This window comes from Roseomonas gilardii subsp. gilardii (assembly GCF_023078375.1).
In the GTDB taxonomy this organism is placed as follows: domain Bacteria; phylum Pseudomonadota; class Alphaproteobacteria; order Acetobacterales; family Acetobacteraceae; genus Roseomonas; species Roseomonas gilardii.
Map to the genome: position 1 here is coordinate 2,869,727 of NZ_CP095554.1, position 20,720 is coordinate 2,890,446.

The following is a 20,720-nucleotide window of genomic DNA, read 5'->3' on the forward strand; positions in this document are numbered from 1 at the left end:
CGGCCGGGACGGCGGGTCCGGGAGGGGGACCGGGGAGGAAGACTGTCGGGCAAAGCGGGTGGGTCCCTGAAGGTTCCCGTGGAACATGCTGTGAGGGGCGGATTATGGCAGGATCTGCGGCTCAGTTCACATTGTGTTCTTGCAACCGTGATACCATATCCACGCCGTGGGTGGAGGTCGCCGGGGGCGCCTCCGCCTGCTTCCCGGGCGAACTTCCCCTGGGGGTGGCGAGCGCCGCTTGCCTTGGGTAAGTTCGCCCGACCCTGTCGGCGGTGCCGCACGGGGCGATACGAGTCGGCCCGGTGTCCTGTCCCACTCTCCCCTTGGCCGGGGCGATGGGAGGCCCGATGCCAGGCAAGAGGTGGATGAATGGCCGGCAGCGTCAACAAGGTGATCCTGGTGGGCAATCTGGGGCGCGACCCCGAGGTCCGCAACTTCCAGAACGGCGGCAAGGTGGTGAACCTGCGCATCGCCACCAGCGAGACCTACAAGGACCGCGAGGGGAACCGCCAGGAGCGGACCGAGTGGCACTCCGTGGCGATCTTCAACGAGCGCCTGGGCGAGGTGGCCGAGAAGTACCTGCGCAAGGGCTCCACGGTCTATATCGAGGGCAAGCTCGAAACCCGGAAGTGGCAGGACAAGGACGGCCAGGACCGCTACACCACCGAGATCGTGCTGCGGAACTTCGGCGGCGAGCTGACCATGATCGGCGGCCGCCCCAGTGGCGGCGAAGGCGGTGAGGGCGGCGGCTTTTCCGGCGGCGGTGGCGGCTTCGGGGGTGGTGGACGCTCCGGCGGCGGCGACCGTGGCGGCTTCGGCGGCGGCTCCCCGGGTGGTGGTGCCGGCGGGCGGTCCCCGTCGCGCGGTGGCGGTGGTGGCGGTTGGGATGCGCCGAAGGGCGACCTGGATGACGACATCCCGTTCTGAGGCCCGATGACCGAACCGGCCCCCATTTTTGGCCCGAGCGAATTTCTAGGATGACAGCGTGAGCGAGACCGAGGACGGCGCCGACAACGGCGGGGATGAGAATGGCGCGGGCATTCCGCTGAGCGGGACGCCCGTCGCGCTCGAGGAGGAGATGCGCCGCTCCTACCTCGACTATGCGATGAGCGTGATCGTCTCGCGTGCCCTGCCGGATGCGCGGGACGGGCTGAAGCCCGTGCACCGGCGCATCCTCTTCGCCATGCACGAGGCCGGCTACACGCCGGACAAGCCGCACCGCAAGTCGGCCCGCGTGGTCGGCGACGTGATGGGTGTCTATCACCCGCATGGCGACGCGGCGATCTACGATGCCATGGTCCGCATGGCGCAGCCCTTCTCCATGCGGCTGCCGCTGATCGACGGGCAGGGGAATTTCGGCTCCATCGACGGCGATCCGCCGGCGGCGATGCGCTACACGGAGGCCCGGCTGGCGAAGTCCGCCGCCGCGCTGCTGGCCGGCATCGACGAGGACACGGTCGATTTCCAGCCGAACTACGACGAGAGCGCGCAGGAGCCGCGCGTGCTCCCGGCGGCCTTCCCGAACCTGCTGGTCAATGGCGCCAATGGCATCGCCGTCGGCATGGCGACGAACATCCCGACGCATAATGCGGGCGAGATCATCGATGCCACGCTGGCGATGATCCGCGAGCCCGACATCTCGCTGGAGGAGCTGATCCGGATCGTCCCCGGGCCGGATTTCCCGACCGGCGGGCTGATCCTGGGCCGCGCCGGCATCCGCTCCGCTTATGAGACCGGCAAGGGCGGCATCCCGCTGCGTGCGCGCACCGCGATCGAGGAGTTGCGCGGCGGCCGCAATGCCATCGTGGTCACCGAGATCCCCTATCAGGTCAACAAAACCTCGCTGCTGGAGCGCATCGCGGAGCTGGTCCGCTCCAAGCAGGTGGAGGGCATCTCCGACCTGCGCGACGAGAGCGACCGCTCCGGCATGCGCATCGTGATCGAGCTGCGGCGCGAGGCGACGCCGGAGGTAGTGCTGAACCAGCTCTATCGCTTCACGCAGTTGCAGATCTCCTTCGCCGCGAACATCCTGGCGCTGGACAAGGGCCGTCCGCGGCAGATGGGGCTGAAGGACGCGCTGCGCGCCTTCATCGACTTCCGCGAGGAGGTGATCCTCCGCCGTTCGCGCCACCGGCTGAGCAAGGCGCGCGAACGCGGCCACCTGTTGATCGGCCTGGCCATCGCCGTCGCCAATATCGACGAGGTCATCCGCCTGATCCGGCAGAGCCCCGATGCCAACACGGCGCGCGAGGCGCTGATGGCGCGCGCCTGGCCGGCGGGCGATGTCGGCGCGCTGCTGGCGCTGGTAGATGACAGCGGCAATGTCGTGATCGACGATACCGTTCACCTGACGGAGACCCAGGCGCGCGGCATCCTGGAACTGCGGCTCCAGCGCCTCACCGGCCTGGAGCGCGAGAAGATCGTCGCCGAGCTGGACGAGGTCGGCGGCCGGATCCGGGAGCTGCTGGACATCCTGGCCAGCCATGTGCGCCGGCTGGAGCTGATGTCGCAGGAACTCGCCGAGGTCCGCGCCCAGATCGCCACGCCGCGCGTCACCGAGATCGTCGATGGCGTGCTGGACCAGGACGACGAGAGCCTGATCGAGCCCGGCCTCATGGTCGTGACCATGACCCGCGACGGCTATGTGAAGCGCACCACGCTGGAAAGCTTCCGCGCGCAGAACCGTGGCGGGCGCGGGCGTTCCGCCGCCGGGACGCGCGAGGATGACGTGGTGGTGCGTTCCTTCAACGCGCACACGCATCAATGGGTGCTGTTCTTCACCAGCCGGGGCATGGCCTTCCGCGAGAAGGTCTGGAAGCTGCCGCTGGCCAGCCCGACGGCGCGCGGCCGGTCGTTGCGCCAGCTCCTGCAATTGCAGCAGGACGAACAGGTGACGGCGGTGCTGCCGCTGCCGCAGGATGAGAGCCTGTGGGAGAACCTGCATCTCGTCTTCGCCACGGCCAGCGGCAATGTCCGGCGCAACCGGCTGTCGGATTTCCGCAATGTCCGTTCCTCCGGCCTGATCGCCATGAAGCTGGACGAAGGCGACAGCCTGATCGGCGTGCAGACCTGCCGCGAGGGTGACGACGTGATGCTGGCGACCCGCAACGGGCGCTGCATCCGCTTTGTCGCGGAAACCGACACGCTGCGCGTCTTCGCCGGGCGTGACAGCACCGGCGTGCGTGGCATCAGGCTGGCGGATGGCGACGGGGTGATCGCGCTGTCCGTGCTGCGCCATGTCGAGGCGGACAGTGCCGAGCGCGCCGCCTATCTGAAGGCCGCCGCCGCCAGGCGCCGAAGCGGCGCCGAGGCGGAGGAGGGCGCCGAGGAGGCCGCATCCCCCGAAGCGCCTGTGGACGCGGATGAGCCTTCGGAGGATGGTGAGGAGGTCGCGCTCTCCGCCGAACGCTTTGCCGAGCTGGAGGCGGCCGAGGAGCTGCTGCTGGTCGTGACCGACCAGGGCTTCGGCAAGCGTTCCTCCGCCTATGAATACCGTGTCTCCGGCCGTGCCGGGCAGGGGATCGCCAATATCAGCCTGAGCAAGCGCACGGGACGCGAGGTCGTGGCGACCTTCCCTGCCAAGCCGGGCGATGATGTCATGCTCGTCACCGACAACGGTCGGCTGATTCGCCTGCCGGTGGATCAGGTGCGGGTCACGGGGAGGACATCGATGGGCGTCACCATGCTGCGGCTGGATGATAACGAACGCGTGACATCCTGTTTCCCGGTCGTGGATGACGGGGAGGGGGAGGATGGCTGAGTCCGGCCGCGCCGAGCGGGTCGGCCTCTACCCGGGAACCTTCGACCCGGTCACCAACGGTCACCTGGACGTCATCGGCCGGGCGGCGCGCCTGGTGGACCGGCTGGTCATCGGCGTCGCCGTGAATGCGGGGAAGGGGCCGCTTTTTCCGATGGAGGAGCGGGTTGAGCTCGTCCGGGCGGAGATGCAGGCGGTGACCGACCGGACCGGCACACCGATCGATGTGTGCCCCTTCGACAACCTGCTGATCGGCTTCGCGCGCGAGGTCGGCGCCAGAATGATCGTGCGCGGCCTGCGGGCCGTGTCGGATTTCGACTATGAGTTCCAGATGGCAGGCATGAACCACCGGCTGGACAATGGCATCGAGACGGTGTTCTTGATGGCCAGCGAGCGCAACCAGTTCATTTCCTCGCGTTTCGTGAAGGAAATCGCGCGGCTGGGTGGGGATGTCTCATCTTTCGTGCCCGCCCTGACGCTCGAACGCACGCTGGCCCGCGTGCGGAATGCCACGGGAGAGTAGTTCCAGATGCGGCGACGCACTCTGCTGACCGCCACGACGTTGATCGCCGGAGGATCCCTGATGAGCGAGAGTACCGAAGCCGCGGCGCCCGCCGACCGAGAGAACACCCTGCTGATGGACCTCAAGGACGGGCGCGTGGTGATCGAGCTGCGCCCCGACCTGGCCCCGAAGCATGTGGAGCGGATCAAGACCCTGGCACGCCAGGGCTTCTATGACGGCACGCCGTTCCACCGGGTCATCGAGGGCTTCATGGCCCAGGGCGGCGACCCGACCGGCACCGGCACGGGCGGCAGCCCCCTGCCGAACCTGCCGGCCGAGTTCAGCCCGCCGGCCAAGGCGCGCTTCATCCGCGGCACCTGCGGCATGGCCCGGACCCAGGACCCGAACAGCGCGAACAGCCAGTTCTTCATCATGTTCGCCCCGGCCGCGAGCCTGGACGGCCAGTACACGATCTGGGGCCGCGTGGTCTCGGGCATGGAGGCCGTGGACAAGATCAAGCGGGGCAGTGGCTCCAGCGGCATGGTGCGCGACCCTGACAAGCTGGTCCGCCTGCGTGTCGCGGCGGATGTGCCGGAAGGCCAGTAAGCCGGCTTCTCCTGAAGGGCGGGACCATAATGGTCCCGCCCTTCTTCTTTCGGCACCGGATGTGGGTTCCGCGCTCTTCGCGTGGCGCGGAGCCTGTGCTATCCGTCCGGCCGACCCTTCTTGGGCGCCTGTAGCTCAGTCGGTAGAGCACGAGACTTTTAATCTTGGGGTCCTGGGTTCGAGCCCCAGCGGGCGCACTCCAAACTACTCCCTCGGCTTGCCCCTGCCCTCAGGCGGCCTCCAGCCGTTTCCCGGTTCCGCCATCGAAGACATGGAGTTCCCTGGGGTCAAGGAGGGCCGTCAGGTTGCTTCCGGCGAAGGGCCCGTTCACCCGGACGGTGAGCGGCACGCCATCCGGCAGCCGGCCATGCACCACCGTCTCGGAGCCGAGCGGTTCCACGAGATCGACCGTCAGGGGCAGGGCGTCCGGCGCTTCGCCCACCAGCACATGTTCGGGCCGCAGCCCCAGCGTCAGGGGCATTCCTGCGGCACCGGGGCGCGGCCCGTCCGCGAAGACGATCCCCTGCCCCGAAGCCAGCCGCGCGCCGGTGCCGCCCTCCAGCAGCGTGGCAGGCAGGAAGTTCATCGAGGGGCTGCCGATGAAGCTCGCGACATAGGTGTCCGCCGGCTTCGCCCAGACCTCCATGGGAGAGGCGACCTGGGCGGCACGGCCCTGGTGCATCACCACCAGCCGGTCGCCCAGGGTCATGGCCTCCACCTGGTCATGCGTCACGAAGATCGAGGTTACGCCCAGCCGGCGCTGGAGGCGGCGGATCTCCGCCCGCATCTGCACGCGCAGCTTGGCGTCGAGGTTAGAGAGCGGCTCGTCGAAGAGGAACAGCGCCGGCTCCCGCACGATGGCCCGGCCCATGGCGACGCGCTGCCGCTGGCCGCCGGACAACTGGCGTGGGCGCCGGTCCAGCAGGGCGCCCAGGCCCAGGATCTCCGCGGCCTCCCGCACGCGCCGGTCGATCTCGGGGCGCGGCAGGCGGCGGATCCTGAGCCCATAGGCCATGTTCTGCGCCACCGTCATATGCGGGTAGAGCGCATAGTTCTGGAACACCATGGCGATGTCACGGTCCGCCGGCTCCAGCGGAGTCACGTCCCGCCCGGCGATCACCACCTTGCCGGAGGTCGGCGTCTCCAGCCCCGCGGTGATCCGCAGCAGGGTGGATTTGCCACAGCCCGAGGCGCCGACCAGCACCACCATCTCGCCATCCGCGACATCGAGCTCGATGCCGTGCAGCACCTGCGTCTTGCCGAAGGACTTGCGGATCTCGTCCAGCTTCAGGGTCGCCAAAGGGCTTACTTCTCCGTCTCGGTCAGGCCGCGCACGAACCAGCGCTGCATCGCCACCACCACGGCGACGGGGGGCAGCAGGGCCAGCACCGCCATGGCCATGATGGTGTTCCACTCGTTCTGGGAGTCGCCATTGCCGATGGTCTTGGAGAGGCCGACCACAATGGTCTCCAGCGAGCGGTCGGTCACGATCAGCAGCGGCCAGAGATACTGGTTCCAGCCATAGATGAAGAGGATCACGAAGAGCGCCGCGATCGAGTTGCGCGACAGCGGCAGCACCACGTCGCGCAGGAAGCGCAGCGGCCCGGCGCCATCGAGCCGCGCCGCTTCGGCCAACTCGTCCGGGATGGTCAGGAAGAACTGCCGGAACAGCAGCGTCGCCGTGGCGGAGGCGATCAGCGGCAGGGTGAGGCCGGTCATCGTATCGGTCAGGTGCAGGTTCACCATGACCTGGAAGGTCGGGATCAGCCGCACCTCCACCGGGAGCATCAGCGTGATGAAGATCAGCCAGAAGCAGGTCATCCGGAAGGGGAAGCGGAAGAACACCACGGCGAAGGCGCTGAGCATGGAGATCGTGATTTTCCCGACCGCGATGATCAGCGCCATCAGCGCGCTGTTCCACAGCATCACCCAGGCGGGCGTGGTGCGCATGCGGCCACCGCCCTGGGTCCAGGCGGTGACGTAGTTCTGCACTGCGTCCGGTCCAGGCAGCAGCGGCACCTCGCCGCGCCCCAGGGTGGAGGCGTCATGGGTGGACCCCATCAGCGCGATCCAGATGGGGAAGGCGAAGATGAAGACGCCCAGGATCAGCAGCGCATGGGTGAGCAGCTTCGCGCGCGCCTGCCGACGGCGCGTCGCGGTGGCGACATCCGCCATCAGTAATGCACCTTGCGGTCGATGAAGCGGAACTGGAAGGCGGTCAGCGCCACCACCAGCAGCATCAGGATGACGCTCTGCGCCGAGGAGGTGCCGAGGTTCAGGTTCTGCACGCCGTCCGACCAGGTCTTGTAGATCAGCGTTTCCGTGGCCCGCGCCGGCCCGCCCTGGGTGAGGGCATGGATCACGCCGAAGGTCTCGAAGAAGGCATAGGTCAGGTTCACCACCACCAGGAAGAAGATGGTGGGGGAAAGCAGGGGGAAGACCACGGTCCAGAAGCGCCGCACCGGGCGGGCGCCGTCGATCGCGGCGGCCTCCAGCACGCTCTGGGGGATGGACTGCAAGCCGGCCAGGAAGAAGATGAAGTTATAGGCCACCTGCTTCCAGGCCGAGGCGATCACCACCAGCACCATCGCCTGGGTGCCATTGAGCCGGTAGTCCCAGGCGAGGCCGGCGGCGTTCAGCGCACGGCCGATCAGCCCGATCTGCGGGTGGAACAGGAAGAGCCAGAGCACCGCCGCCACGGCCGGGGCCACGGCATAGGGCCAGATCAGCAGGGTGCGGTAGATGCTGGCGGCGCGGAGCCGCTTGTCCGCCTGCACCGCCAGGAACAGCGCCACCGACAAGGCCAGGATGGCCACGGAGGAGGAGAAGATCACCGTGTTCCAGGCTGCGTGGAGCCAGTTCGGGTCGGACAGGACCTCGCGGAAATTCTCCAGCCCGACGAATTCGCTGGAGAGGCCGAAAGCGTCCTCCCGCAGCGTGGACTGGATCAGCGCCTGGAGCGCGGGCCAGTAGAAGAAGACCGCCGTGATCGCGAGCTGGGGCAGAAGCAGCAGCAGCGGCAGCGCCTTGCCGCGAAAGGCGACCTTCTCGCTCATGGATCAGTCCCTGCCCGGTCAGCCCTTGTTGGTGCGCTCGAAGTTGCGCAGCACCTGGTTGCCGCGCGTCTGCGCATTGGCCAGGGCCTGGTCGGCGCTCTGCCCACCCTGCAGCGCGCGCTCCATCTCCTCCTGCATGATGTTGCGGATCTCGGCGAAGCCGCCGAGGCGGATGCCGCGGCTGTTCTCCGTCGTGTTGCCGCCGCCGCGCAGGAGCTGTTCCACCGGCACGTCGGCGCCGGGATTCTTGTCGTAGAAGCCGGATTCGCGGGTCGCCTTGTAGGCTCCCATGGAGACGGGGAGGTAGCCCGTGTCCTGGTGCCACTTCGCGGCGATGTCCTGGCGGCCGAGATAGCGGAAGAACTCGGCGATGCCCTGGAGCTCGGCCGGGGAGCGCTGCGCCCGAGGCCCGCCCTGCATCACCCAGAGGCTGGCGCCGCCGATGATGCTGTTGATCGGCGCGCCCTTCACGTCCGGATAGTAGGGCAGCATCGCCGCGCCCCAGTCGAACTTCGCTTCCTTCACGGTGCGGGCGCGCAGGCCGGAGGAGGCCATGATGATCGAGCACTCGCCCGCCGGGAAGAGCGCATCCGCCGCCGAGTCGCGCCCGCCATAGCGGTAGAGGCCTTCCTTCTGCCATTCCACGAGGTTGCCGAGATGCCTCACCAGCAGCGGGTTGTGGATGCGCAGCTCGGCATCCAGCCCCTCGAAGCCGTTCGCCCTGGTGGCCAGCGGGATGTTGTGGATGGCGCTCACCTGCTCGATGTTCAGCCAGGTGGGCCAGGAGGTGGTCATGGGCGAGGAGAAGCCCGCCGCCTTCAGCTTGCGCATCGCCTCGGCGACCTCCGGCCAGGTCGCGGGGAACTTCGCCGGGTCCAGCCCCGCCTTGCGGAAGGCATCCTTGTTGTAGAAGACGATCGAGGTCGAGCTGTTGAAGGGCAGGGACATCAGCCGCCCGTCCGGCAGGCTGTAATAGCCCTTGATGGCGGCGAGGTAATCCGCCGTGCCCAGATCGACCTTGGTCTGCGCCGCGAGTTCATGCAGCGGCACGATGGCGCGGCCGGCATTGATCATCGTGCCGGTGCCGACCTCGAACATCTGCACGATATGCGGCGCGGTGCCGGCGCGGAAGGCGGCGATGGCCGCCACCATCGTGTCCGGATAGCTGCCCCGGAAGCTGGCATTGATCCGGAACCTGTCCTGCGACTCGGAGAAGTCGGCGGCGATCTGTTCCAGCATCCCGCCCAGCGGCTGGGTCAGCCCGTGCCAGAACTGGAGTTCGGTGCGATTGCCAGTGCCCTGCGCCAGGGCGGGGCGGCCGAGCAGCCCCGAGGCCAGCGGGGCGGAGGCCAGCGCCAAGGCGCCGGCGGCCACGGAACGACGCCGCATGATCGCATTCTCCCTGTGTGAGCGGCCGGTCTTTCGCCGGTGCTTGTTGCGGGCATGCTACAGACATATGACAGTTCCATGAAGGGCGCATGACGGCTCGATCCGCTGCCGCACCGAAAGCGGTGTGCCCCCGGGGCGGCTGGCATGGGGCGGCAGGCATGGGGGCGTCGCGGCCCAGCCGGATGCAGCGCGCACTTCCGCCGGAGGCGCAGGGGGGTTAAGCCGCCGCCGTGCCAGCCGAACTCTCCGTCATCATCCCCTGCTACAACGAGGCCGCCAATGTGCGGCCGATGCTGCAACGCCTGGAGGCCGCGCTGGACGGGATCGCCTGGGAGGCGGTCTATGTGGACGACAACAGCCCGGACGGAACGGCGGCGCTGGTGAAATCCGTCGCGGCGGGAGATGCCCGGGTGCGCTGCATCCGCCGCATCGGTCGGCGCGGCCTGGCCTCGGCCTGCGTGGAGGGCATCCTGTCCTCCTCCGCCCCCTATGTGGCGGTCATCGACGGCGACCTGCAGCATGACGAGACACGGCTGCCGCTGATGCTGGCGGCCGTGAAGGGCGGCGAGGCGGAGGTGGCGATCGGTTCCCGCAACATCGAGGGCGGCGAGAAGGACAGCGGCTTCTCCCCGCTGCGCGCCCGGATCAGCGAGGCGGGGGCGCGCATGGCGGGGTCGATCCTGCCGACCTCGGTGAGCGATCCGATGAGCGGCTTCTTCCTGCTGCCGCGCCCGCTCTTCGAGGAGATCGCGCCGCAGCTCTCGGCGCGGGGCTTCAAGATCCTGCTCGACCTGCTGCTTTCCGCCGGCCGTCCCCTGCGGGTGACGGAGGTCCCCTACCGCTTCCGCCCGCGCGAGGCGGGGGAATCCAAGCTCGACGCCACGGTGCTGATGGAATTCCTGGGCCTGCTGCTGGACAAGGCGCTGGGCGGGGCGCTGCCCTGGCGCTTCCTCAGCTTCGCCGCCGTCGGGCTGATCGGCATCGCCGTCCACCTGCTGGTGCTCTGGGGCGCGGTGGGGCTCGGTCATTTCGGCTTCGCCACCTCGCAATGGATCGCCACCTTCGTCGCCATGACAGCCAATTTCCTGCTGAACAACCGCGTGACCTATCGCGACGTGCGGCTCAAGGGCCCGGCCCTCTGGCGGGGGCTGGTGCTCTTCTACCTGGTCTGCGGCATCGGGGCGGCCGCCAATGTGGGTATCGCCCGGCTGCTGGTGCGGGAGGAGACGCTGGGCTGGGGCCTGGCCGGTGGCGCCGGGGCGCTGATCACCGCCGTCTGGAACTACGCCGTCTCCTCGACGCTGGTCTGGCGCACGCGCTGAAGGAAAGGCCCATGACCCAGACCCTTCGCATGCCCTCCCTTCGCACGTCGTCCCTGCGCCTGCCGCTGCTGGCTCTCGCGGCCATCACCCTGGCCCGGCTGATCGCGGCGGCCACCGTGCCGGTCTCCCCGGACGAGGCTTATTACTGGGTCTGGTCCCGGGCACTCGCGCCCGGCTACTACGACCACCCGCCCATGGTCGCCTTCTGGATCCGGGCGGGGACGCTGCTGCTGGGCGACACGCCGCTTGGCATCCGGCTGCTGGGGCCAATCGGGCTGCTGCTGGCCACGCTGGCGCTGGCGCGGGCGGGCAACCTGCTCTTCCCTGATCGCCGCCCCGGCGTGGTGGCGGCATCGCTGTTCAACGCCACCCTGCTGGTGAATGCCGGCGCCGTGCTGATGACGCCCGACACGCCGCAGATCGTCTTCTGGTGCCTGACCCTCTGGGCGGTGGCTGAGGCCCATGCCCGCGGGGACGGGCGCTGGTGGTTCGCGGTGGGCCTCCTCGCCGGGTGCGCGCTGCTGTCGAAATACACCGCCGCCTTCCTGGGCATCGGCCTGCTGCTCTGGCTGCTGCTGGATGCGCGGGCGCGGGTCTGGCTGCGCGACTGGCGCCTCTGGGCGGGCGGGGTCGTGGCCGTGCTGCTCTTCTCCCCGGTGCTGATCTGGAACGCGCAGCACGGCTGGGCCTCCTTCGCCAAGCAGGGCGGGCGGGCCGGGCTGCGGGAGGGCGGCTTCACCTTCCGCTACCTCGGCGAACTGATCGGCGGGCAGGCGGGGCTGGCCACGCCCGTCATCTTCGCCCTTTGCGTGATCGGCACGGCACTGGCCGTTTCCGCCTGGGTCCGGCGACGGGACAGCGGCGCCGGGCTGCTGGTGGCGCTCACCGTCCCGGCCACGGCGATCTTCCTCTGGCAGGCCACGGGCAGCCGGGTGCAGGGGAACTGGCCCGCGATCCTCTACCCCACGGCCTGCCTCGCGGCCGCCTGCCTGGGCCCGGCCTGGCAGAGGCTGCGGCGCCCGGCCCTGGCGCTGGGCCTGGCGATCTCCGGGCTGGTGCTGGTCCAGGCGGCCGCCGCGCCCCTGCATCTGGAACGGCGCAACGACCCGACCCTGGCGCGCCTCGGCGGCTGGGACCGTTTCGCGGAGGCGGTGGAACAGGCCCGGGTCGCGCAGGGGGCGGATTTCGTGGCCTCCGAGGAATACGGGCTGGCCAGCGAGCTGGCGCTGCGCCTGCCGCGCGGCGTGCCGGTGGTGGCGATCGGCGACCGGTGGGATCTTTTCACGCTGCCGGACGGCCCCGTGCCCGTCCGGGGGCTGCTGATCCGCAGCACCCGCCGGGGCGAAGGCCCGCCGCTCTGGCCAGGGGCGACGGAATTGCCGGGCCTGATCGCGCGGGCGCGCGGCGGGGTGGAGGCGGAGCTGTACCGTCTCTACGCGGTGTCGCCGGCGCCGGACCTGTCCGTGGCGCTGCTGCCGCGCCCTCGGTAGAGGCCGCCCTGATGAGCTTTCCGTAACCGCCCTTGACGTTCCGGGAAGGCAGACGGAGATGAGGCGGCACGAAGGAGACAACCCTGATGCTCGTCCGCACACGCCGTGGCTGGGAACTGCCTGAGAGCGCCGCGACGCCCGAGGCCCTGGTGGTCGGCCGGCGCAAGGGCCTGGGCCTGATCGGCGGCGGCATCGCCGCGGGGCTCGGTGTGCTGGGGTCGCTGTCCGGGGCGGGTTCCGCCCGCGCACAGTCCGCCGCGGTGCCAGGCGGCCTGTCCCCGAACCCGCGCTTCCCGCCGGGCCGGCCCACCACGCCGGAGCGCAATGCGACCACCTACAACAACTACTATGAGTTCGGGGATTCCAAGGACGTCGTCTCGGCCGCCCGGAAGCTGAAGATGGACCCCTGGAGCATCCGCTTCGAGGGCATGGTCGCCCAGCCGCGCGAGATCGGGCTGGAGGACCTGCTGAAACAGGTGCGGATGGAGGAGCGCGTGCTGCGGCACCGCTGTGTCGAGACCTGGGCCATGACCGTGCCCTGGACGGGCTTCCCGCTGTCCGAATTCGTCCGCCTTGCCCAGCCCAGCTCCGGGGCGAAGTACCTCGTCCTGGAAACGGCGCAGCAGCCGGACGTCATGCCGGGCCTGCGGCAGATCTGGTATTCCTGGCCCTATATCGAGGGCTGCACGCTGGCCGAGGCGCAGAACGAGATGGGCTTCGTCGCCACCGGCATGTACGGCAAGCCGCTGCCGCCGCAGAATGGCGGGCCGATCCGGGTGCTCTTCCCCTGGAAATACGGCTTCAAGTCCGGCAAGTCGGTGGTCAAGGTCACTTTCACCGACAAGCGCCCCGTCTCTTTCTGGGAACAGCTCCAGAGCAACGAATACGGCTTCTGGGCCAATGTGAACCCGGCGGTGCCGCATCCGCGCTGGTCCCAGGCCACGGAGCGCCTGCTCGGCAGCAACGAGCGCGTGCCGACGCAGATCTTCAACGGCTATGGCGAGTTCGTGGCCGATCTCTACAAGGGCCTGGAGGGCGAGCGGCTCTACACCTGATCCCGCCGCTTAGCCCGGCAGGTCGCCCCGCCAAGTCAACCTGACGGGGTGAAACGCCATTCGCCCGGCGGGCGCAGTGCCAGTTGCCGCGCATCGTCATTGCCGGGCTCCCAGGCCAGGGCCTGTGGCGGCGTGTCCAGATCGGCGGCCCGGCGGGTGAAGACAGGGCGCAGCAAGCCCTGCACAGCGGACCCGGCCGGGGCGCGCAGAGTGAAGCCGGTCGTGAATCCCCCTGTGGTAAAGCCTGGGCGGGGCAGGCTGACCGCCCGCACCGAAAGGTCGCGGATACCGTAGCCACCATCGGCGAGCAGGGCGCCGAGGCGCCGGCCCGGAGCAATCTCCAGGAAATCCAGGCTCCTCGGGTCCCGCAGCCGGGCGCGTCCGGCGGGGCCGCCCTGGTCCTCTTCCTCCTGCAGCCAGTTCACCGCATAGGCCAGGGCGCCGAGCTGGAAAACATCCGGCCCGATCTGGAAGCGCCCGTCCGGCTGCAGGTGCCAGCCGACCTCCTTGTCATGCGACAGGACCAGCGTGACCAGCACCGGCGCGCCAAGGAAGCCAACCGTCCCGGTATGGTCGGGCCATCCGGTTTCCGCCCGGAAGCCCAGGGCGCGAAAGCCGCGCACCATCCCGCCGAGCGCGGCCACGATCTCCTCCGCGCTGCGGCCATCGGCGGCGCGCCAGGAGGTCCGCACCTTCTCCACCAGGGCGCGCTTCTCCGGGGTGAGGCTGGGCCTGCCGTCGGCATCCAGCGAGGGCAGCACCGGCAGAGGCTTCGGCGCGGGGGCCGCCTCCCGGCGTGGCGCGGCGAGGGCGGCGGAGCCGGGCAGGAGGAGGCCGGCGAGAGGCAGGAACTGGCGGCGGTGCATGGGCCCGGTTTCCCCATCGGTTTGCGCGCATTCTACCGACCGGGCCGCTGGGAGGAACGGGGGCCTCTCAGCCCGCCTCCGCCGCCCGCTGCAATACCGCGCGGGCGGTCTCGACGGCGCGCAGGGTTTCCGCCCAGAGGCCGAGGCCCGGCAGTTCCTCCGGCCGGAAGAAGCGCGCCTCCGCGGCATCGTCGCCGGGGACGGGCTCGCCGGAGAGCCAGGGGGCACAGAAATCGAGGATGCTGTAGTGGAAGCGGGCGCGGCCCTCCTCGTCGCGGTCGATGACATCCACCGCCACGGCGATGGAGAGCGGGCCGACCTCGATCCCGGCTTCCTCGCGCAGCTCCCGCCGCGCGGTGTCCTCCATCGTCTCGCCCACGGACTGCGCGCCGCCGGGAATGGTCCAACTGCCCTGCAAAGGCGGGCGGCCGCGCCGGACGAGGAGGACCTCCTCGCCCCGGAAGACGACGCAGCCGATGCCGACCCAGGGCCGGTCCGGGTATTCGCGGGTGCTCAAAGGAGGGAGGCGCTCACGGGATGGATGACGGGGCGGGGGGCATCACCCCGGGCTGCTCGGCCTGGCCCGGCGGGGGCGGGGTGGGGGCCTCGCGGCGCAGATCCTCGATCCGTGGCACCAGGGCCTTCTCCTTCCAGGCGCCGACCTGATAGGCCCAGCCGCGCCAGCGGCCGTTCAGCCGCACCGCCTCATTGTCGCCCGTGGCGGTCAGGCGGACCCAGACATTCCCGTCCTGCAGCCCGACCCAGACCGCGATGCCCAGATTGTCGGTGAGGGTGAAGCGCGACTCACCCACCGGATCGGCCTGGAGCTTCGCCTCCGGCAGCACGTCGCTGAAGGTCAGGAACTCGAAGGCCCCCGCCACGTCGTTCACCGCGTTGTCGTCCAGCCCGGCCGCCTCGGCGGGCACCACGACGCGCAGCGGCGAATCCGGCACATCGCCCCGCCGCAGCTCCAGCGGCGCCTCCCCGCGCGAAACGATCACGCGCAGCACGCGGTCGCGCGGCAGGTTGGCGATGTCCCGGTCGATCCAGAGTTGCGGATCGGTGTCCACCGGCAGGCGCCCCTCGGCCAGCCAGGCCTGGTTCTGGCCGGGAAAGCGCAGGTAGATGCTTTCCGGCACCCCGCCCTGGGTGCGCACGCGGCGGTGCCCGGCGATCACCTGGGCGATGGGCACGCCGGCGGCGTCCAGCACCCGTACCAGGATGGCGGTGGAATCCTTGTCCTCCGGATCGTCCACGCCCAGCCGGGGGAAGAGTTCCGGGCTGGCGGTGCGGCGCTCCACGAGGCGCAGCTCGGTCAGGCCGACCAGGAGCTCCCGGATGCGTTCGGAGCGCACCGGGTAGTCGTCCTTCTCCGGCAGGGTCCAGGTTTCCGGGTCGCGCCGGGCCAGGGTCATGGTGGTGCCGGCGCGGCGCAGCTCGATCTTCGTCGCCCCGGCGAGGCGCTCCGCCAGGCCGGGGAAGGCCAGCCGCGCATCGTCCGGGTCGGGCGTCGCGGCCTCCCGCGGGGTCAGCACCACGGCGGCACCGATCGAGGCGGCTGCCGCCGCGCCCAGGCCGATCAGGGTTCGACGTCGCATCCTGTCCCTCCTCAGACCCGGGCCGAGGCGCGGCGGCGGGACCGCAGCACCGCCAGCACGATGGCGAAGACGGTGAGCAGCACCGGCACGGCGGCGATGTTCAGGATCTTCAGCCAGGTCTGCAGCCGCTCGATATCCTGCCGCAGCTCCAGTTGCACGGCGCGGAGCTGCTGCCGCGTCGCCAGGATCTCCTCGCGCGCCTTGTCGATCTCGGCACGCTGGGCGGGGGTGATCACCGCCTGGGTGGCGTTCCTCTCGCTGCCCGGTGCCTGCGGGCCGCCCTGGGTTCCTCCCTGGGTCGTCCCCTGGCGCAGCTCCCGCAGCCGCCGCTCCGTGGCCTGGAGCCGGTTCTGCAACGCCTGCTCGGTCTGGCGGTAGCGGGCCTCCGCCCGGGCCTGCATCTCCTCCACCACCGTGAAGGGGCGCAGGGATTCGCCGCGGGAGCGCAGCGAGATCAGCGCCTCGCCGCCCGCCAGCGTTTCCGCCAGGTTGCCCATCAGAGCGCCGTTGTCGCTGAAGGGCGTGGCGACCTGCTGGCCGAAGAAGTCCTGGGTCTGGACCCAGAACCGGTCCTCCAGGATGTCGGAGTCATTGGCCACCACCAGATTAGCCGGCCCCTGGGTCTCGGCCAGATGCGCCGGGAATCCGGCGGGCCGCTCCTCCCCCTGGGGCGGCGGGGGCGGCCCATCGGGGAAGGCGCTGTGCAGCACGCCATGCACCCGGGCCATGATCACATGCCGCTGCCCGTCCGCCTTGAAGCCAGCGAGCAGGGCGGCGGGGTCCGGCGCCCGCCGCACCTTCGTGGCGTCCACCAGCATGGACTGGTCGGAACTGGTCAGCAGCGGGGTGAAGTCGATGCTGGCGCCCGGTGCCTTCCGCACCTCGCCGGCGGAGGCCACCGTCACCTGGTTCAGGTCGGCCGTCGCCACGTCGTTGCGGTCCAGGCTGTCGCCCTGGAGGTTGAACCAGGCGAGATAGTCCACCGCCTGCACCCGGTCGTTCGGGCTGGCCCGAACGCGCCAGGCGCCGCGCAGGTCGAGCACCACCTTGTCCTCCGGCGCCTCGATGCCCCAGGTCTTGTAGAGCCTGTCGAGGTTGGAGGAGGTGTCGGCCGGCGGCTGGCCGTTCGGGCCCGGATGGCTCGCCTCGCTCTCGCTGTGCGGGTCGGTCATGGCCAGCAGCCGCCCGCCGCGCATGACGAACTGGTCGATGGCGTAGAGCGTGGCATCGCTGAGGTTCTGCGCCTGCGCCACGATCAGGACCTTGACCGCCGGGTCGATCACCTGCGCGTCCGTGGGCACGTCGCGCACGGTGAAGAACTGGCGGAGCTGGTTCATGATCGCATAGGGCTGCCCGCCGCCCGCCACGCGCATCATCATCGCGCGCGGGTCGCCGTTCAGGGGCAGGGAGGACATGACGCCCACCACCGGCCGCTGCGGGTTGGACAGCTCATAGACCAACCGCGTCAGGTCGTATTCGAGGAAGCGCTCGCGGTCCGGCTGGAAGAAGGGGATGTTGCGCTCGTCGTCGAGCAGGTTGGAGCCGGCGAGGCCGAAATAGACCTGCTCCCCGGACTGATCCACGGGCACGCCCTGGAGGCCATAGGCGACGGCGCGGTCCTCGGTCTCGCTGAAGGGTTCCGGATCGAAGGTTTCCAGCCGCAGCTTGCCGTGGGACAGCGCCACGTATTCCTGCAGCATTTCCCAGACCCGGTCGTGATAGGCGCCATAGAGCGGCACCGTGGCGCCGAGGCGGCGGGAGTAGAAGAGGCGCAGCGTGATCGGGTCCTTGAGCCCGGCCAGCACGCTGCGGGTGCCGGTGCTGAGCGTGTAGAGGTGCTGCTGCGTCAGGTCGAGCCGGGCGCGCGGCAGCAGCCGGTCGGAAAGCAGGTTCAGCCCGATGGCGAGGCCCAGCGCCGCGATCAGCGCCGCAAGCGCGACCCAGAGGCGGTTGCGGGCGGGGCGGGGGCCGCGAGGGGAGGTGGTCGTGTCGCTCACGGGGGTCAATCGGCCTTGCGGTTGTCCACGGCCACGGCATTCGCGAAGAGCCAGAAGCCGGTGAAGGTCGCGAAGAAGACGAGGTCGCGTGCGGAGACGACGCCGCGCGAGAAGGCCTGCAGCCGTTCCGTGACCGAGAGGCCGCGTGCGATGTCGGAGAGCACGGGGATGTTGCGGTCGAGGAAGGCGCCCAGCACCGGCGAGCCCGCCACGGCGAAGAGGAAGCAGACCGCGACGGCGAGCACGAAGGCGATCACCTGGTTCTTGGTCAGCGCCGAGACCGCCGCGCCCACCGCCAGATAGGCCCCGGCCACCAGCAGGCAGCCGAGATAGCCCGTGGCGATCACGCCATTGTCGGGGGAGCCCAGGATGTTGACGGTGATGACCAGCGGGAAGGTCAGGGCCAGGGCGATGGCACAGAAGGCCCAGGCGGCCAGGAACTTGCCCAGCACTGCCTGCCACTGCGCGATCGGCAGGGTGAGCAGCAGCTCGATCGTGCCCAGCCGCCGTTCCTCTGCCCAGAGGCGCATGGTCAGCGCCGGGACGAGGAAAAGGAAGAGCCAGGGGACGAACTGGAAGAAGGGCGAGAGGTCGGCCACGCCGCGGTCGAAGAAGCCGCCGATGGTGAAGGTCAGCGTGCCGGAGAGCACGAGGAAGATGACGATGAAGACATAGGCGACCGGCGTGGCGAAATAGCCGGTCAGCTCGCGCCGGGCGACGGCGAGGGTGTTGCGCATCAGGCGGCCTCGGCTTCGGGCTGCGTCCCAGGGGGCGTCAGGGTCAGGTCGCGGAAGACGGTGTCGAGGTCCGGCCCCCGCGCGGCGAGCTGGGCCGGGGTCTCGTCCGCCACCACGCGGCCGCGGGCGATCACCACGGCACGGGTGCAGATGGCCGAGACCTCCTCCAGCAGATGGGTGGAGATGACGATGGCCTTCTCCGGCGCCATGCGGGTGAGCAGGTCGCGCACCTCGCGCTTCTGGTTCGGGTCGAGTCCGTCGGTCGGCTCGTCCAGCACCAGCACCGGCGGATCGTGCAGCAGCGCCTGGGCCAGGCCGACACGGCGCTTGAAGCCCTTGGAAAGCGTCTCGATCGGCTGCAGGCGCACGCCTTCCAGCGTCGTCAGGCTCATCGCCCGCGCCACGCGCTCCCGCGCCTCGGCGCCGGAATAGCCGCGCACCCGGGCGATGAAGCGCAGGAAGCCCGTGACGGTCATCTCGGGGTAGGTGGGGGCGCCCTCGGGCAGGAAACCCAGGTGGCGCTTGGCCTGCACCGGGCGGTCCACCACATCCTCCCCCAGGATGCGGGCGGTGCCGGCGGTGGGCGTCACGAAGCCCGCCAGCATCTTCATGGTGGTGGACTTGCCGGCGCCGTTGGGGCCGAGGAAGCCCACCACCTCGCCTCGTCCGACATCGAAGGAGACGTCGTTCACGGCGGTGAAGCCACCGAAACTCTTGGTCAGCCGGTCGATCTCGATCAGCGCAGTGGTATCGCTCGACAAGGGCCCGTCCTCAATCCACCCGTGGCCGCCGGGTTTAGTGCGCGGCGTCGCGAGCGCAAGACCCGGGGCGGCCCCGCTCGATCTCGGATTGTGACGATGTTACCGGGAGCGTGGCGAGGGGCCGGGCCAGGGACGTGGCGACGCTGTGGGCAAGGGCGTGGGAAGGTTGCCAGCAGATGCGGTCGGCACGGAATTTTGATTCGATATCGAATCGGTAATTCCACCTCCGGGCCGCATGATCTCCCCGGATGGCCCACCCCCTGATTCCTCCCTGGCACCATGACGGCGAGGGCACAGGGGCAGGGGCCGGCAGGGGGAGCGTGCAATGCCGGGAATCGTCTCGACCACAGCCACGGGGATCCAGGATGAGGATGCCCTGTTCATCGGCCGGCAATGGGCCACGGGCCAGTTGACCTACAGCTTCCCGGCCGATCCGGCCTTCTATGGCAGCGCCTATGGCGGCGGCGAGCCCAGCCAGGGCTTCCTGCCCCTGAACACGCAGCAACAGGCGATGGTGCGGGAAATCCTCGGCCTGTATTCCGGTATCGCCAATCTGACCTTCACGGAACTCACCGAAACGGCCACGCAGCATGCGGATCTGCGTTTCGCCATGACATCGGCCACGCCCACGGCCTGGGGCTACTATCCCAATACCGCCGATACCGGCGGCGACACCTGGTACCGGAACGACGGCACCTACAGTTACCCCGTGCCGGGCACCTATGCCTACCACACCTTCATCCATGAGATCGGCCATGCGCTCGGCCTGAAGCATGGGCAGGAGACCACGGTCTTCGGCGCGATGACGCCTGCGCACGACTCCATGGAATATTCGGTGATGACCTACCGGAGCTATCCAGGCGCCGATGGGATCTACTACTACAACGAGTATTCAGGCTACGCGCAGACACCGATGCTCTACGACATCGCGGCCTTGCAGCACATGTACGGCGCCAACTTCACGACCCGCGCCGGCGACACGGTCTATCACTGGGACCCGTCGAGCGGGCAGCTTTCCATCGACGGGATCGCCCAGACGGCGCCGGCCGGCAACCGGGTCTTCATGACCGTCTGGGATGGTGGCGGCCACGACACCTATGACCTTTCCGCGTACACGCAGGGCGTGTCCGTGGACCTGCGCCCGGGTGAATGGACGGTGACCTCGGCGGACCAGCTCGCCCAGCTCGGCCTCGGGCATCAGGCGGTCGGCAACATCGCCAATGCGCTGCTGCCGGATGGCGACACGCGGGCGCTGATCGAGGATGCCATCTGCGGGCCGGGGAACGACCTGATGCACGGCAACCAGGCGGCGAACACGCTGGATGGCGGCCTGGGCACGGACACGCTGCTGCTGGACGGCCTGCCCGGCGACTATCTCTTCGCCGGCAGCGCGGCGGATTTCACCGTCACCAGCCTGGGCGTCACCGACCACATCCTGAACACGGAACAGGTGCGCTTCCTCGGCGCGGACCTGCTCTACGCCGTCGCCTCCCTGCTGCTTCCACCCGACGACTACCGCGACACGCTCTGCGACACGGGCCTGCCGTTGGGACAACTGGCGGTCGGCGGCGCCGCGGCCGGCCA

General features: G+C 69.6%; 17 protein-coding genes, 1 tRNA gene and 1 pseudogene. 9 read left to right on the forward strand and 10 right to left on the reverse strand.

Annotated elements, in window-relative coordinates; all coding sequences use genetic code 11:
- Positions 1–369 precede the first annotated feature (369 nt).
- From ssb to MVG78_RS13100, 5 genes are all read left to right on the forward strand, one after another.
- Positions 370–927 (forward strand): single-stranded DNA-binding protein, encoded by a 558-nt coding sequence (gene ssb / locus MVG78_RS13080; RefSeq protein ID WP_247552116.1) that lies wholly within the window; start codon positions 370–372, stop codon positions 925–927.
- Between the two features lie 151 nt (positions 928–1,078).
- Positions 1,079–3,760 carry a DNA gyrase subunit A gene (gene gyrA, locus MVG78_RS13085; RefSeq protein WP_247560435.1) on the forward strand — a complete coding sequence of 894 codons (2,682 nt, stop codon included), beginning with the start codon at positions 1,079–1,081 and terminating at the stop codon, positions 3,758–3,760.
- Positions 3,753–4,280: a pantetheine-phosphate adenylyltransferase gene (gene coaD / locus MVG78_RS13090; protein ID WP_247552117.1), complete on the forward strand. Its 528-nt coding sequence runs from the start codon at positions 3,753–3,755 to the stop codon at positions 4,278–4,280. The genes gyrA and coaD overlap by 8 nt, the downstream gene beginning before the upstream one ends.
- Before the next feature lie 60 nt (positions 4,281–4,340).
- Positions 4,341–4,865, forward strand: coding sequence for a peptidylprolyl isomerase (locus MVG78_RS13095; protein WP_247552119.1), 525 nt, complete (start codon positions 4,341–4,343; stop codon positions 4,863–4,865).
- A 124-nt stretch (positions 4,866–4,989) separates the two neighbouring features.
- A tRNA-Lys gene (locus MVG78_RS13100) sits at positions 4,990–5,062 on the forward strand.
- Positions 5,063–5,094: 32 nt separating this feature from the next.
- On the opposite strand, the gene ugpC is transcribed toward MVG78_RS13100, so the two are convergent.
- From ugpC to ugpB, 4 genes are read right to left on the reverse strand one after another with little or no spacing between them, the layout of a single operon-like run.
- Positions 5,095–6,165 (reverse strand): sn-glycerol-3-phosphate ABC transporter ATP-binding protein UgpC, encoded by a 1,071-nt coding sequence (gene ugpC / locus MVG78_RS13105; protein ID WP_247552120.1) that lies wholly within the window; start codon positions 6,163–6,165, stop codon positions 5,095–5,097.
- A gap of 5 nt (positions 6,166–6,170) precedes the next feature.
- The gene (gene ugpE / locus MVG78_RS13110; RefSeq protein WP_247552122.1) at positions 6,171–7,040 is read right to left on the reverse strand and encodes a sn-glycerol-3-phosphate ABC transporter permease UgpE; all 870 of its coding nucleotides are present in this window, start codon (positions 7,038–7,040) and stop codon (positions 6,171–6,173) included.
- Positions 7,040–7,921: a sn-glycerol-3-phosphate ABC transporter permease UgpA gene (gene ugpA, locus MVG78_RS13115; RefSeq protein WP_247552124.1), complete on the reverse strand. Its 882-nt coding sequence runs from the start codon at positions 7,919–7,921 to the stop codon at positions 7,040–7,042. Before ugpA ends, ugpE begins: the two co-directional genes overlap by 1 nt.
- Before the next feature lie 18 nt (positions 7,922–7,939).
- The gene (gene ugpB, locus MVG78_RS13120) at positions 7,940–9,310 is read right to left on the reverse strand and encodes a sn-glycerol-3-phosphate ABC transporter substrate-binding protein UgpB (RefSeq protein WP_247552126.1); all 1,371 of its coding nucleotides are present in this window, start codon (positions 9,308–9,310) and stop codon (positions 7,940–7,942) included.
- Positions 9,311–9,540: 230 nt separating this feature from the next.
- Between ugpB and MVG78_RS13125 the strand changes: the two genes are divergently transcribed.
- From MVG78_RS13125 to msrP, 3 genes are all read left to right on the forward strand, one after another.
- On the forward strand, positions 9,541–10,632 hold the full coding sequence (locus tag MVG78_RS13125) for a glycosyltransferase (RefSeq protein WP_247552128.1): 1,092 nt from the start codon (positions 9,541–9,543) through the stop codon (positions 10,630–10,632).
- 11 nt (positions 10,633–10,643) lie between these two features.
- Positions 10,644–12,122, forward strand: coding sequence for an ArnT family glycosyltransferase (locus tag MVG78_RS13130; RefSeq protein ID WP_247552130.1), 1,479 nt, complete (start codon positions 10,644–10,646; stop codon positions 12,120–12,122).
- Positions 12,123–12,208: 86 nt separating this feature from the next.
- Positions 12,209–13,177 carry a protein-methionine-sulfoxide reductase catalytic subunit MsrP gene (msrP, locus tag MVG78_RS13135; RefSeq protein WP_247552133.1) on the forward strand — a complete coding sequence of 323 codons (969 nt, stop codon included), beginning with the start codon at positions 12,209–12,211 and terminating at the stop codon, positions 13,175–13,177.
- Positions 13,178–13,212: 35 nt separating this feature from the next.
- Here msrP and MVG78_RS13140 read toward each other — a convergent pair whose 3' ends face one another.
- The 6 genes from MVG78_RS13140 to MVG78_RS13165 form a co-directional block, all read right to left on the reverse strand.
- On the reverse strand, positions 13,213–14,043 hold the full coding sequence (locus MVG78_RS13140; RefSeq protein WP_247552135.1) for a hypothetical protein: 831 nt from the start codon (positions 14,041–14,043) through the stop codon (positions 13,213–13,215).
- A gap of 67 nt (positions 14,044–14,110) precedes the next feature.
- Positions 14,111–14,560, reverse strand: coding sequence for an NUDIX hydrolase (locus MVG78_RS13145; protein ID WP_247552137.1), 450 nt, complete (start codon positions 14,558–14,560; stop codon positions 14,111–14,113).
- Between the two features lie 13 nt (positions 14,561–14,573).
- Entirely contained in the window at positions 14,574–15,641 is a 1,068-nt protein-coding gene (locus tag MVG78_RS13150; protein WP_247552140.1) for a DUF4340 domain-containing protein, read from the reverse strand.
- 11 nt (positions 15,642–15,652) lie between these two features.
- The gene (locus MVG78_RS13155; protein ID WP_247552143.1) at positions 15,653–17,638 is read right to left on the reverse strand and encodes a GldG family protein; all 1,986 of its coding nucleotides are present in this window, start codon (positions 17,636–17,638) and stop codon (positions 15,653–15,655) included.
- 5 nt (positions 17,639–17,643) lie between these two features.
- Positions 17,644–18,375 carry an ABC transporter permease subunit gene (locus MVG78_RS13160; RefSeq protein WP_247552145.1) on the reverse strand — a complete coding sequence of 244 codons (732 nt, stop codon included), beginning with the start codon at positions 18,373–18,375 and terminating at the stop codon, positions 17,644–17,646.
- The gene (locus tag MVG78_RS13165; protein WP_247552148.1) at positions 18,375–19,136 is read right to left on the reverse strand and encodes an ABC transporter ATP-binding protein; all 762 of its coding nucleotides are present in this window, start codon (positions 19,134–19,136) and stop codon (positions 18,375–18,377) included. Before MVG78_RS13165 ends, MVG78_RS13160 begins: the two co-directional genes overlap by 1 nt.
- 943 nt (positions 19,137–20,079) lie before the next feature.
- Here MVG78_RS13165 and MVG78_RS13170 point away from each other — a divergent pair.
- Positions 20,080–20,376: pseudogene (locus MVG78_RS13170) on the forward strand (M10 family metallopeptidase C-terminal domain-containing protein); the annotation flags it as partial.
- Between the last annotated feature and the right edge of the window lie 344 nt (positions 20,377–20,720).